Origin of the sequence: Pseudomonas sp. 58(2021) (assembly GCF_017491585.1) — a bacterium.
Classification (GTDB): Bacteria; Pseudomonadota; Gammaproteobacteria; order Pseudomonadales; family Pseudomonadaceae; genus Aquipseudomonas; species Aquipseudomonas fluorescens_BT.
In genome coordinates this window covers 168,995-183,478 of sequence record NZ_JAFGYZ010000012.1, presented here as the reverse complement: position 1 = coordinate 183,478, position 14,484 = coordinate 168,995, and the positions used below count along the sequence as shown (strand labels likewise).

The following is a 14,484-nucleotide window of genomic DNA, read 5'->3' as shown; positions in this document are numbered from 1 at the left end:
GTCCGGCATGCAGAGGAAAGAGTGTGGACAAGTACCTTTATGTGGCAATGACCGGCGCCAGCCAGAACGCACTGGCGCAAAAGGCTCATGCCAACAACCTGGCGAACATCTCCACCAATGGTTTTCAGCGCGACCTGGAGCAGGCGCGTTCGATGCCGGTGTTCGGTGACAGCTTTCCGGCGCGTGCGTTTGCCATGAGCGAGCGGCCCGCCACCGATTTCACCCCGGGCTCGCTGGTGCAGACCGGACGTGACCTCGACGTGGCCGTCAGCGGCAACGGCTTCATTGCCGTGCAGAACCCCAACGGCGGCGAAAGCTACGTGCGCACCGGCAGCCTGAACATCGACGCCCTCGGCGTACTGCGTGCCGGCAACGGCATGCCGGTGCTGGGCAATGGCGGTCCGATTGCCATTCCACCGGAGCAGCAGGTGGAAGTCGGTGAAGACGGCACCATCAGTATCCGTGCGATGGGCGAAGGCCCGCGCGTCATGGCCGAAGTCGACCGGATCAAACTGGTCAACCCGGACATCAAGAACATGAACAAGGGCCTGGACGGTTCGATTTACACCAAGGACGGTCAGCCTGCGCCGGCCGACGCCAACGTCAAACTGGTGTCGGGTTTCCTGGAGTCGAGCAACGTCAATGCCGTGGAAGAGATGACCTCGGTGCTGGCCCTGGCCAAGCAGTTCGAGTTGCACGTCAAGATGATGAACACCGCCAAAGACGACGACCAGGCCATGGCTCGGGTCTTGCAGATCAGCTAATTATCAGAACGTCGCGCCGTAAAACAGGCGCACGAGGAGAATCGAATGCTTCCGGCTCTATGGGTTGCCAAAACCGGTCTGTCCGCCCAGGACACCAACCTGACTACCATTTCCAACAACCTGGCAAACGTGTCGACCACGGGTTTCAAACGTGACCGCGCCGAGTTCCAGGACCTGCTGTATCAGATCAAGCGTCAGCCAGGCGCCCAGTCGACCCAGGACAGCGAACTGCCGTCGGGTCTGCAAGTGGGTACCGGTGTGCGCATTGTCGGCACCCAGAAAAACTTCACCGCCGGCAGCCTGCAAACCACCGAGCAGCCGCTGGACATGGCCATCGATGGTCGTGGCTTCTTCCAGATCCTGCAGCCGGACGGCACCACGTCCTACACCCGTGACGGTACTTTCCACCTCGATTCCAATGGCCAGATCGTCAACGCCAGCGGTTTCGCGCTGGAGCCGGCGATTGTCATCCCGAACAACGCCCAGACCTTCACCGTCGGCCGCGACGGCACCGTATCGATCACCGTTGCCGGCAACCCGGCCGCCCAGGTGATCGGCAACCTGCAAACCGCCGACTTCATCAACCCGGCCGGTCTGCAAGCGGTGGGCAACAACCTGTTCCTGGAAACCGCCGCTTCCGGTGCGCCGCAAGTCGGCACTCCGGGCCTGAACGGTTTCGGTACCACCCTGCAGAACACCCTGGAAACCTCCAACGTCAGCACCGTGGAAGAGATGGTCAACATGATCACCACCCAGCGCGCGTACGAGATGAACTCCAAGGTGATCTCCACCGCCGACCAGATGCTCTCGTTCGTAACGCAGAATCTGTAATCAAGTCTATGAGGCGGTCATGAGGCCGCCTGCAACACCGTGAGGTAAGGGTCATGAAGCGCTTCGTATCTGTTCTGGCATTGGGTGGGGTGGTCTCGCTCGCGGGCTGCGTCGCTCCGACGCCCAAGCCCAATGACCCTTACTACGCTCCGGTGTTGCCGCGTACGCCGTTGCCGGCGGCCGCCAACAACGGCTCGATCTATCAGGCCGGTTTCGAACAGAACCTGTACAGCGACCGCAAGGCGTTCCGGGTCGGTGACATCATCACCATCACCCTGAACGAGAAGACTCAGGCCAGCAAGAACGCCAACTCGCAAGTGGCCAAGAACAGCAAGACCGGCATTGGCCTGACTTCGCTGTTCGGCGGCAGTGGCACCACCAACAACCCGTTGGGCGGTAACGATCTGAGCCTGGACGTCGGCTACAGTGGCGACCGTGCGACCAAGGGCGACAGCAAGGCGGCCCAGGGCAACACCCTGACCGGTTCGATCACCGTGACCGTCGCCGATGTGCTGCCCAACGGCATCATCGCCGTGCGCGGCGAGAAGTGGATGACCCTCAATACCGGTGATGAGCTGGTGCGGATCGCCGGTCTCGTACGCGCCGATGACATCGCCACCGACAACACGGTGTCGTCGACCCGGGTCGCCGATGCGCGCATCACCTATTCGGGCACCGGTTCGTTTGCCGATGCGAGTCAGCCAGGCTGGTTCGACCGTTTCTTCCTCAGCCCGCTGTTCCCTTTCTAGGTGGCTACGTTGAATTTCAAGAGCCTCATGCTCGCTGCGGCGTTGATGTCCGCAGCCTTTGGTGCCCACGCCGAGCGGCTGAAAGATATCGCCAGCATTTCCGGCGTGCGTTCCAACCAGTTGATCGGCTACGGCCTGGTGGTCGGGCTTAACGGCACCGGCGACCAGACCACGCAAACCCCGTTCACCCTGCAGACCTTCAACAACATGCTCTCGCAGTTCGGCATCAAGGTGCCGCCGGGATCGGGCAACGTGCAGCTGAAAAACGTCGCGGCGGTGTCGGTCAGTGCCGATCTGCCGGCGTTCGCCAAACCGGGTCAGCAGGTCGACATCACCGTTTCGTCCATCGGTAACTCCAAGAGCCTGCGCGGCGGCACCCTGTTGCTGACCCCGCTCAAGGGTATCGATGGTAATGTCTACGCCATCGCTCAGGGCAACCTGGTGGTCGGCGGTTTCGATGCCGAAGGTCGTGACGGTTCGAAGATCACCGTCAACGTTCCGTCGGCCGGTCGCATCCCGGGCGGAGCCTCGGTCGAGCGTTCGGTGCCGAGCGGTTTCAACCAGGGCAACAGTCTGACGCTGAACCTCAACCGTTCCGACTTCACCACTGCCAAGCGCATCGTCGACAAGATCAACGACATGCTCGGCCCTGGCGTCGCCCAGGCCATCGATGGCGGCTCGATTCGCGTCACTGCGCCGCTCGATCCGAGCCAGCGCGTCGACTATCTGTCGATCCTGGAAAACCTCGAAGTCGACCCGGGTCAGGCGGTGGCGAAAGTCATCATCAACTCGCGTACCGGCACCATCGTCATCGGCCAGAACGTGAAGGTGTCGCCGGCCGCCGTGACCCACGGCAGCCTGACCGTGACCATCACCGAAGACCCGATCGTCAGCCAGCCGGGCCCGCTGTCCAATGGTCAGACGGCCGTGGTCCCGCGCTCGCGTGTGAATGCTCAGCAGGAAGCCAAGCCGATGTTCAAGTTCGGCCCGGGCACCACCCTCGACGAAATCGTGCGTGCGGTGAACCAGGTCGGCGCGGCGCCGGGTGACCTGATGGCCATTCTCGAAGCACTGAAGCAGGCCGGCGCGTTGCAAGCCGACCTGATCGTGATCTGAGGACCGCACTCATGGATATGCGCAAAAGCGGTCTGGTCAGCAGCAGCGATTCGGGTTCGTACTCCGACCTCAATCGTCTGAATCAGCTCAAGGTTGGCGACAAGAACAGCGACGGGAACATGCGCAAGGTGGCGCAGGAATTCGAATCGCTGTTCCTTGGTGAGATGCTCAAGTCGATGCGTTCGGCCACTGAAGCGCTGGGCCAGGACAATCCGCTCAACACCCCGGCAGCCAAGCAGTATCAGGAAATGTACGACCAGCAACTGGCTGTTTCCCTGTCCCGCGAGGGCGGTGGTATTGGCCTGGCCGACGTGCTGATGAAGCAGATGTCGAAGAACAAACCGATGGCGCCGGGTGAGGCCGCTGCCGCGTCCGCCGCCAAGCAGCAAGAGGCCCTGGCCAAGGCTGCTGCGGTGCCCACGCCGATTGCCGCCGGCACCGTGGCCACCAGCGGTCCGCTGTCGCGCCTCAATGGCGAGCGTCCGTTGTGGGCTTCGCGTTCGGTGCATGCGCCGAATACCCAGCTGGCCCATCGCAACGACATGGAAATGATCAACCAGCGTCGTCTGGCCCTGCCACCGAAACTGGCTGATCGCTTGCTCGCCGGCCTGGTGCCTTCGGCCACGCCGACGGCGGCCGCTCAACTGCCGCAGCGTGCCGCGACGGCCGCTGCCACCGGTTCCGGCCCGCTGTACAACGGCGACTGGCTGGCCCGTGCCGAGGCAGACAAAGCCTCTGGCGGACAGATGCAGATCTATGGTCGCGCCATGGCGCAGATTCCGCTGGCACCGGCCAAGCGCGCCTTCAGCAACGCCGACGAATTCGTCAACACCATGCTGCCGATGGCCAAGGAAGCTGCAGCGCGCATTGGCGTCGATCCGCGTTATCTGGTGGCTCAGGCTGCACTGGAAACCGGTTGGGGCAAGTCGGTCATGCGCGCCCAGGACGGCAGCAGCAGTCACAACCTGTTCGGGATCAAGGCCAGTGGCAACTGGAAGGGCGATTCGGCCCGGGCGATCACCAGCGAATTCCGCAACGGGCAGATGGTCAAGGAGACGGCCGAGTTCCGTTCCTACGCCTCCTACAAGGACAGCTTCCACGATCTGGTGACTTTGCTGCAGAGCAATAATCGCTATCAAGATGTGTTGAAGTCGGCCGATAACCCAGAACAGTTTGTACGCGAATTGCAAAAGGCCGGTTACGCGACCGACCCGAACTACGCGACGAAGATTTCGCAGATTGCCAGGCAGATGACGGTCAATCAGAGCTACGCTGCGGCCGGCGTTTCAACAACGCCTTTATAAACACAAGGTAAGGTTTGAATCATGAGTTTGCTCAATATCGGGATGTCGGGGTTGGCCGCGAGTTCGTCCTCTCTGGCTGTGACAGGTAACAACATTGCCAACGTCGACACCGCCGGTTATTCACGCCAGCAAACCGTGCAGAGCACCAAGTCCTCGATCCAGAGTGGCAACGTGTTCATCGGTACGGGCACCACCCTGGCGGACGTGCGCCGGGTGTACAACTCTTACCTCGAGACTCAACTGCACACCGCCACTTCGCTCAACAGCGAAGCGGCCGCCTACGGTGCTCAGGCGACCGCGCTGGACGCCTCGCTGTCCGATACCAACACTGGCCTGACCGGTGTGCTGCAGAAATTCTTCACCTCGATGCAGGGTGTAGCGACCTCGGCGACCGACGACACTTCCCGTCAGTCGGTGCTGACCGGTGCACAGGCGCTGACCAGCCGCTTCAATGCCCTGGCCAAACAGCTGAACGATCAGAACACCACGATCAACGGCAACCTGGCGGACATGGCTGCCCAGGTGAACAAACTGGCCACCTCGATTGCCAACCTGAACCAGAAAATCGGTGAGGTCTCCACCAGCGGCGGCCAACCGAACGACCTGCTCGACAGCCGTAACGAAGCCGTGCGCCAGCTCTCCGAGTTGACCGGTGCACAAGTCGTCGAACGCGGCACCAGCTTCGACGTCTACGTCGGCAGCGGTCAGCCGCTGGTCGTCGGCAACACCACCAACACCCTGAGCACCGTGCCGAGCAAGGATGACCCGTCGCGCATGGCCATTCAGATGGATCGTGGCTCGAGCACCATCGACATCACTTCGGTGATGAATGGCGGTGAAATCGGCGGTCTGCTGACCTATCGCAATGAAGTGCTCAACCCTTCGCTCAACGAACTGGGTCGTGTCGCGCTGGTCATTGCCGACCAGATGAACCGCCAGCAAGCCCAGGGCATCGACAAGAACGGTGACTTCGGCGCGCCGATCTTCAACGACATCAACAGTGCTGCGCTGATCAGCCAGCGCAGCATTGCCTCGGCAGGCAACAGCGCGGGTTCGGGCAACCTGAACGTCACCATCAAGGACACCGGCAAGCTGACCACCAGCGATTACCAGGTCACCTTCACCAGCGCCACCGACTATTCGGTCAAGCGCTCCGATGGCACCGACATGGGTTCGTTCAGCACCACCACCACGCCACCGCCAGTGATCGACGGTTTCACCCTGGCCCTCAATGGCGGTGCGCTGAGCGCCGGTGACACCTTCAAGGTGACGCCGACCCGCAACGCAGGATCCACGATTCAGACCGTGCTCACCGATCCGAAGAAAATCGCGGCGGCAGCACCGTTGACTGGCGTGGCCAGTGCCAACAATTCCGGCACCTACACTCAGCCGACGCTGGTCGACACCCTCGACATCACCAACCCGGCCTCCCAGGCCGAGTTGCAGAATGCGCTCAAGTATTCGACGCCGGTCAAGCTGGTCATGGGTGCGGTCACCAGCGGCAGCCAGTCGTACAACATGGTCGATGCCAAGGGTTTCACCATCGGTACCGGCACCATCGTGCCGGGGCAGGCCAACACCCTGAACCTGAAAATCGGCATGGTCGACTCCACCGGGGCTCCGGTGATGGATACCTCGGTCACGCCGAACGTGCAGAAAACCTTCACCGTGCAGACCACCGTGGGCGCGACACCGAAACCAGGCGAAACCTTCACGATCAACCTGACCGGCGCCGCTTCTTCGGACAACCGCAACGCGCAGGCGCTGGTCGGCCTGCAGACCAAGCAGACCGTGGATACCGGCACGGCAAGCAAGGGCATCAGCCTGACCGACGCCTACAACAAACTGGTGACCAACGTTGGTACCAAGGCCGCTCAGAGCAAGTCCGACAGTGCAGCCACCACGGTGATTCTGGATCAGGCACAAGGCGCGCGCGATTCGCTGTCCCAGGTCAACCTGGACGAAGAAACCGGCAACCTGGTCAAGTATCAGCAGTACTACACCGCCTCTTCGCAAATCATCAAGGCTGCGCAGGAAACCTTCGCAACGCTGATCAACAGTCTTTAAGGAGCCGTAATTCATGCGCATTTCCACCGCCCAGTATTACGCGACACAAGCTGCCCAATATCAGCGTAACTACAGCAAGACTGTCGCTACCGCCAACGAGGCGAGCAGCCTGCAGCGCATCAACACCGCCGCCGACGATCCGATCGGCGCCGGGCGCCTGCTCAAGCTGGGGCAGCAGGCCTCGATGCTGGAGCAGTATCAGGGCAACATCGATACCACCAAGAACTCGCTGACCGTGCAGGAGTCGACGCTGAACTCCATCACCACCGCATTGCAGCGCGCGAAGGAGATCGGTCTGGCGGCCAACAACGGCATCGCCACCGACGATAACCGCAAGGCTTATGCGGCAGAGCTGAGCCAAATCCAGCAACAAGTGCTGGGCCTGATGAACTCCAAGGATGCCAACGGCAACTACATGTTCTCCGGTTCCAAGACCGACACGGCGCCGTACTCGCAAAACGTCGATGGCACCTACACCTACAACGGCGACCAGACCCAGATCAACCTGGGCATTGGCGACGGCATGTCGGTGACCACCAACACTACCGGTTGGGACGCGTTCCAGCAGACCATCAATACTGCCCGCACCCAGACCAGCATGACCGCTCCGTTGGTCGACGATGGTCGCGTGGTACTGACCAACGGTATCGTTGGCACCGCTGCGACGTACAACGCCAAGTTCGCGGCCGGCCAACCGTACACCGTGGACTTTCTCAGCAGCACTCAGCTGAAGATCACCGATGCCCTGGGCAACGACGTGACGTCCGAGGCTAGCCAGAACGGGCTGATCAGCAACAGCAACGGCACGAACCAGACGGTCAGCTTCCGTGGCGTCGACCTGAAGCTGAACATCAACCTCAAGCCTGGTGACACCAACCCGGACGCGGTCATCGCCGGTCACAGCTTTCAGCTGTCCGTCACTCCGGACTCGTTCACCACGGCGCGCAGCCCCGGCAACCCGTCCACCGCGGTCATCACCGGCTCCAGCGTGACCAACCAGGGCGCCTACGACGCCACGTTCCCGTCGGGCGGCGGTGCGATCCTGAAGTTCACCAGCGCCACTGACTTCGATCTGTACGCGGCGCCGGTCACCGCTGACAGCAAGCCGATTTCGTCGGGCACCATGGTTGGTGCAAACGCCACGGCGGCGGGCGTGACCTTCGCCATCGGCGGCACGCCGGGCGCGGGCGATCAGTTCTCGATCCAGTCCAACAACCACCAGACCCAGAACGTGCTCGACACCCTGGGCCAGATGGTCGCGGCGCTGAACCTGCCGGTCGATGCCGACCCGGTCACCAAGCAGAAATTCCAGGGTGCCATGGAATCGGCCCTGGGTAACCTCGACAGCGCCTCCACGCAGATCGGCGCGGCCGTCACTTCGATCGGTGCTCGCGGTCAGTCGCTGGATGATCAGGACACCACCAACCAGAGTCTGATCCAGGCGAACACCACGACCCAGGGTTCGATCCGTGATTCGGATCCGGCCGAGGTGATGACCCGCCTGACCTTGCAGCAGACCATGCTGCAGGCCTCGCAACTGGCATTCAGCAAAATCAGCCAGTTGGGCCTGTTCAACAAGATCTGATGCTGACCGGGCGCGCGAGCGCCCGGTTGCTCTGACTGCTCTGTACTTATTGTTCTTCTTTTGCGGTTTCAAAGGGCTCGCTGTTCCGGGCGGGTTCCCGCCGCTTGCGAGTCCGCCGTGAATTCACTCCCCCTTGTCAGCCTTGTTATCCCTGCCTTCAATCCACGTTTTTTCGAACGGGCCTTGAACAGTGCCGTGAGTCAGACTTACGGCAATCTTGAGATCATTGTCTGTGACGACAGTCGTGGCGACGAGATCGAGCAAACTGTTGCGTCGATCATCGAGCGTACCGGGGTTGCGGTGCGCTACGTGCGCAATGTCCAAACGCTGGGGATGGTCGGCAACTTCCATGCGTGCCTGGAACAGGCGCAGGGTGAATTCATCAAGTTCCTGTGCGACGACGATCAGTTGTTTATCACCTGCATCGAAAGTCAGGCACAAACGCTCATCGATCAGACAGATGTCAATCTGGTATTGGCTCAGCGCCTGTTTTGGGACGCTGACGACCTGCCGCTGCCGTCGCGACTGGAAAATACTCCGCTGTCTCCGGTGTCCGGTCTGTTCAAGGGCGAAGACCTGCTGGCCATTTTCGAAAACTTCCCGGTCAATATTCTTGGCGGCTTCAGTAATGCCCTGTTCCGCCGGGCCGATGTGCTGGAACTGCTTCCGGCCCTGACACAACCGGGCCATTGTTTTGTCGCTTCCCTGGATTTTGCGTTGTATGTGTGCCTGCTGCGCCGCGCAAACCTTGTGGTGTCCAATCACATTCTGAGTGTCGAGCGCCTGTACCCCGAGCGTTTGAGCGCTCAGCAAGCGATGCGCGATGCGACCATGGTCGAGCGGCAATGGTTGACGCAGATGCTCAAGGCTCGCAGTGGCGAGTCGGCGCCTGCGCCGGGTTGGGTGCGCTATCTGCCGGTCACCAAGGCGGGTGAATCGCCTCGGGTCTGGGAAGAGTTGCCGCTGAGCCGGACGCTGGGTACCAAGCAGACCACTCAGGATTGGCATGTCGGTATTGCCAGCGTCAGCTTTGCCCAGCTGTACGCGCAATGGCTGGCGTGCCGCAGCCTGACCGAAGGTCAGCGTGAATTGCTCCCGGAGACCATGGCCAACTGGCCGCGCATTCCGAAGATCGTGCCGGTCATCATCGACGAACAGGGCAGCGTTTCCGCCCTGGAACTGACCCTGCAATCGCTCGCCGCCCAAGAGTACGTGCCTGAGCTGACACTCGTATTGTCGGCATCCTGCACCGAAGCGCAGTTGGATGAGCGGGTCGTGCGCATGCCGCTGCAGGATGACTGGCGCCAGCAGCTCAATGAACTGCTGCCGCAACTGGACGGCGCTGACTGGTTCTATCTGCTGCGTGCCGGTGATCGACTGGTCGTGCCGGCGTTGTTGGTGATGGCTGAGCGCATTGCGCTTTCGCGCACGCTGATGTGTCTGTACAGCGATGAAGGCGGGTTGAGCGAGGGTGAATCCACAGAGCCCGTGTTCAAGCCGGATTTCAACCTGGACCTGATGCGCAGCTATCCGTACGTGGGCAGGGCGCTGGCATTCGAGCGTGAACGCTTCCTGGCACTGGGTGGTTTTGACTCCGTGTTCGGCGAGCTGGCCCCGCACGACGTCTTGCTGCGTATGGTCGAGAACGACGGCTTGCAGGCAGTCGGTCACATCTCCGAGATTCTGCTGGAGTCGGCATTCGATCTGGCCAAGTGGTTGTCGGAGCCGCAACTGGCAGACAACAACGCGCAATTGCTTGAGGCGCATCTGCACCGTCTGGGAATCTCGCATGACATTCGCCGGGGCAGTTCGGCGTTGCTCAACCGTGTGGACTATCGCCACGCGAGCCAGCCACTGGTGTCGATCGTCATCGTCAGCAAGGATCAGACGGCCGCCGTACAGCGTTGCGTCGAGAGCCTGCTGGAGAAAACCGCCTACGGCGAATATGAGTTGTTGCTGGTCGACAATGGCAGCGAGACCGCCGAGGCGAAAGCCTGGTTTGACGGCATGTCGCAATTGGGCAGCGAGCGGATTCGCGTGCTTGACTGCCCGCTGCAGGACAATGTGGCGGCAGTGCGCAATGTCACGGTCAGCCAGGCTCGCGGCGAGTATGTACTGCTGCTCAACCCGTACAGTGTGATCACCCACGGTGACTGGCTGACGGAAATGCTCAATCATGCACAACGCCCGGAAGTTGGCGTGGTGGGCGCCAAGATCTTCAACCCGGATGGTCGGGTATTGCATGCCGGTCTGATTCTCGGCCTGCAGGGACCAGCGGGCGTACCGTTCTACGGCGAGTCGATGCATGCGACGGGTTACATGTACCGGCTGCTGGTCACACAGGATCTGAGCGCTGTCGGCAGCGATTGCCTGATGGTGCGCAAGTCGGTTTTTGAAGCGGTCGGCGGGCTGGATGAGGAGCATCTGGCGCAATCGCTGCACGAGGTCGACCTGTGCTTGCGCGTTGGTCAGGAAGGCTATCTGGTGGTCTGGACGCCATTTGCCCAACTGGCGCTCGGCGCACAGCCGGTCGTAGCGGCGAACGACGCTGAAGTGGCGTTGCACACCCAGGAGCAGGAAGTCTTCTACAAGCGCTGGCTGCCGATTGTGGCGCGCGATCCGGCGTATAACGCCAACCTGTCGTTGAACGGGATTGTCGGGTCGAGCTTTCGTCTCGATCCGGGACTGCGTACTGGCTGGAGTCCGTTTTCGCAGCCGCAATTGCCGAAAATTCTCGCGCTGCCAGTCAACGCATCGGCCATCGGTCACTACCGCGTGACGCAACCGCTGATCGAGCTGGAAGCGGCAGGGCGGGCGCTGGGGCGCATTCATTACAACCTGCCGAGCATCATCGAGGTCGAGCGTCAGTCCCCGGATGTGATCATTTTGCAGGGACGATATTCAGAAGGCCCGATCAACGAAATTCCGAGCCTGCAAAAGTATTCCAACGCCCGCAGGATCTACGAACTCGACGACTACGTGATCCATGTTCCTCATCGCAATGCCCACATTCGCAACATGCCGGGCAAGGATGAGATGGAGGCGCTGGTGCGTCGTGCGATCGGCATGTGCGACCGGGTCGTGGTGTCCACGGCGCCGCTGGGTAATGCGCTGTCGAGCATGCACAACGATATTCGCGTTGTTCCGAACATGTTGGCCAAACACCTGTGGTCAGACCTGCGCAGCCAGCGCCGCACGTCGAAAAAACCGCGGGTCGGCTGGGGTGGCGGCACCAGTCACCACGGTGACCTTGCTGTCATCGCCGACGTGGTTCGCGAACTGGCGAACGAGGTTGACTGGGTGTTCTTCGGCATGTGCCCGGACGATTTGCGTCCGTACATGCATGAGTTCCATGGTGTGATCGGCCTGGACGTGTACCCGGCGAAACTGGCCAGCCTCAACCTCGATCTGGCCCTGGCACCGCTGGAATTCCACATCTTCAACGACTGCAAGAGCAACCTGCGTCTGTTGGAATATGGCGCCTGCGGCTACCCGGTGATCTGCACCGACACCGAGGCCTATCGCGGCTACCTGCCTTGCACGCGGATCAAGACCAACACCACGGATGAGTGGCTGCAAGCGATCCGCATGCACCTGGCCGACTCGGACGCCAGCTATCGCATGGGTGATGAGTTGCGTGAAGTCGTACTGCGCGACTACGTGCTGCGTGGTGACAACCTGCGGTACTGGGAAGCGGGCTGGCTGGCGGACTGACCGGTTCGCGCGGGCCCCTCTGGAAAACAGGCGACTTTCGAGTCGCCTGTTTTTTTTGCGCCGCAAAAATCGTATTTGTATCAATCGCGATACTTTTTTTGCTCGACGGCCTCAAGCATCGGGATTTTTCTGTCGATATCTCTCTATTCGCTCATTCGGGATGGCTGACGCAGGCAGGGTCGGCGTGTGCACGGGATGGCAGGTTCGCGGATTCAACAACCATGCAAGGAAGAAGCAAATGGCAGTAGTGAATGGAACGAGTGATGCGGATGTCCTGTTGGGCACCGACGGTGATGACCAACTCTATGGACTGGAGTCGGATGATGTGTTGCTGGCAAGCGCCGGCAATGATCTGCTGGATGGCGGGGAAGGGTTTGATACGGCGAATTATTACGCCTTGTCCTCGGGCGTGAACGTCGAGTTCAGCAGTGCTTCGGCGACTGTCACTGCCGCTGACGGCAAGGTCGATACGCTGGTCGGCGTGGAGAAGGTCTTCGGCACTTTTCAAAATGACACCTTCACCAGCAATGTGGCCGGCGTGACGCTGGAAGGCAGTGTCGGTGACGATGTGTATATCGTCGGCAGCGAGGGTGTGACGATCATCGAGGAAAACTATCTCGGCTACGACGAGCTGCGCACCAGTCTCAACACCATCAAGATGGACCCGTTCATCGAGAAACTGACCTTTACCGGCACGGGCGATTTCAAGGGTTACGGCAATGCCAGCGACAACGAGATCATCGGTGGCGCCGGCAACGACTGGCTGTGGGGCGGCGCCGGCGCTGATCACTTCGTGGGTGGCGAAGGCTTCGATACCGTCAGCTATTCCGACAGCCTCGAAGGTGTGAGAGTCCTGGACTTCGAGAACTTCGACGCATTGACCATCGCCTATGGCGACTCCTTCACCGGCATCGAGGCGATTCAGGGATCGAATTTCGATGACGTGGTGTATCTGCTCGATAACGCCATGATCGTGGATGGCGCCGATGGCTACGATACCGTGAGCTACCGTCACTCCTGGGATGGCGTCAATATCGGCATCGGTCAGCAGGCAGGTCCGGATGTCACGTTGCTGAACGTGGAGAAAGTCATCGGTACGCCGTTCGCTGACCACTTCACCGCCAACGTCGGCGGCCTGACCCTGGAGGGCGGTGCGGGTGATGATGTGTACACGATCAACAGCGAGGGTGTGACCATCATCGAGCAGAATTTCCCCGGTGGCATCGATCAGCTGAACACCAGCCTGTCGTCGATGCACATGGCTGCGTTCATCGAGAACATGACCTACACCGGCACGGCGGACTTCACCGGATACGGTAACGACGAAGACAACAGAATCATCTCCGGTGCCGGCAATGACGTCCTGTCGGGTGGCGCGGGCGGTGATCGCTTTGAGGGCGGGGCCGGTATCGACATCGTCAGCTACGACGACAGCAACGAAGGGTTGAGCGCCTCGCTGGGCTGGGGGCCGCAAAGCGGTATCGCGCTCTACGATACCTACGTCGATATTGAAGGGCTGCGCGGTAGCCGGTTCGATGACTTCCTGCGAGGCGACTCGGGTGACAACGTCCTCGAAGGCGGGTCTGGTAGTGATCAGATTGTGGGTGGCGATGGCAATGACTATCTCTATGGCGGACTGAAATCCGGTCTCGACACAAATGTCGCGCAGGCCGACTTGCTGTCTGGCGGTTCGGGCGATGACGTCATCGTCAGTGCCGTGAATGACCTGGGTACATTGGCCCATGGAGACGAGGGCGATGACACCGTCACGGTCAACCGCGGCAGTGCCTACGGTGATGAAGGCAATGACGTGCTGACCGGGACCGGCAGCAACTACATGCTGTTCGGTGACAGCGGTCATGACGTGCTGGTTCTCAACCTGGCGGGCCAGTCCGGCACTGGCGGCTTCGCGTTCGGCGGTACGGGTGATGACACCTATGTCGTGAACACCACCGGGCTGGTAACGATTCAGGACGAAGGCTGGGACCTCAATGACACGCTGATCCTGAATACTGTCGCCAATCTCAGTCAGCTGAACGTCACTCGCATCGGTGATGACGCCTATCTGCATGGCGCCAACGACGGCAGCGTCGGCGTTCCCGACAGCGGCGTGAAGCTGCAGGGCTGGTACGCCGAGTCTGCCGTGTATGCCGGGTACAACAAAATCGAGCATCTGCAGACCGCTGACGGCCAGATCTACGACCTGCCGGCCACAATCGATGGATTCGCGATGTTTGGCTGATCCGTCCGATTGATTGAAACAGCTTGATGAAAGGGATGAGTCCGGCCACGGATTCATCCCTTTTTTCATGCCTGCATTTCCTCGCCGACGCAGGGCTGGCGGAGCTGGCGCG

The 14,484-nt window shown here is 60.8% G+C and carries 9 protein-coding genes; all 9 read left to right on the top strand.

What is annotated here, in order from left to right:
- The first annotated feature begins 23 nt into the window (after positions 1–23).
- The 9 genes from J5M72_RS16135 (at position 24) to J5M72_RS16095 (ending at position 14,372) form a co-directional block, all read left to right on the top strand.
- Entirely contained in the window at positions 24–764 is a 741-nt protein-coding gene (locus tag J5M72_RS16135; protein ID WP_085710427.1) for a flagellar basal body rod protein FlgF, read from the top strand.
- Between the two features lie 45 nt (positions 765–809).
- On the top strand, positions 810–1,595 hold the full coding sequence (flgG, locus tag J5M72_RS16130; protein WP_011333017.1) for a flagellar basal-body rod protein FlgG: 786 nt from the start codon (positions 810–812) through the stop codon (positions 1,593–1,595).
- 53 nt (positions 1,596–1,648) lie between these two features.
- Positions 1,649–2,344 (top strand): flagellar basal body L-ring protein FlgH, encoded by a 696-nt coding sequence (flgH, locus tag J5M72_RS16125; protein ID WP_007965503.1) that lies wholly within the window; start codon positions 1,649–1,651, stop codon positions 2,342–2,344.
- Positions 2,345–2,371: 27 nt separating this feature from the next.
- On the top strand, positions 2,372–3,460 hold the full coding sequence (locus J5M72_RS16120) for a flagellar basal body P-ring protein FlgI (RefSeq protein ID WP_080593281.1): 1,089 nt from the start codon (positions 2,372–2,374) through the stop codon (positions 3,458–3,460).
- 11 nt (positions 3,461–3,471) lie between these two features.
- Positions 3,472–4,764: a flagellar assembly peptidoglycan hydrolase FlgJ gene (flgJ, locus tag J5M72_RS16115; RefSeq protein WP_207866349.1), complete on the top strand. Its 1,293-nt coding sequence runs from the start codon at positions 3,472–3,474 to the stop codon at positions 4,762–4,764.
- Positions 4,765–4,785: 21 nt separating this feature from the next.
- Complete coding sequence (flgK, locus tag J5M72_RS16110; RefSeq protein ID WP_169429379.1) at positions 4,786–6,831, top strand: flagellar hook-associated protein FlgK; 2,046 nt, start codon at positions 4,786–4,788, stop codon at positions 6,829–6,831.
- A gap of 13 nt (positions 6,832–6,844) precedes the next feature.
- On the top strand, positions 6,845–8,416 hold the full coding sequence (locus J5M72_RS16105) for a flagellar hook-associated protein 3 (RefSeq protein ID WP_169429380.1): 1,572 nt from the start codon (positions 6,845–6,847) through the stop codon (positions 8,414–8,416).
- A 117-nt stretch (positions 8,417–8,533) separates the two neighbouring features.
- Positions 8,534–12,130, top strand: coding sequence for a glycosyltransferase (locus J5M72_RS16100; RefSeq protein WP_207866347.1), 3,597 nt, complete (start codon positions 8,534–8,536; stop codon positions 12,128–12,130).
- Between the two features lie 238 nt (positions 12,131–12,368).
- Positions 12,369–14,372, top strand: coding sequence for a calcium-binding protein (locus J5M72_RS16095; protein WP_207866346.1), 2,004 nt, complete (start codon positions 12,369–12,371; stop codon positions 14,370–14,372).
- Positions 14,373–14,484: the final 112 nt, after the last annotated feature.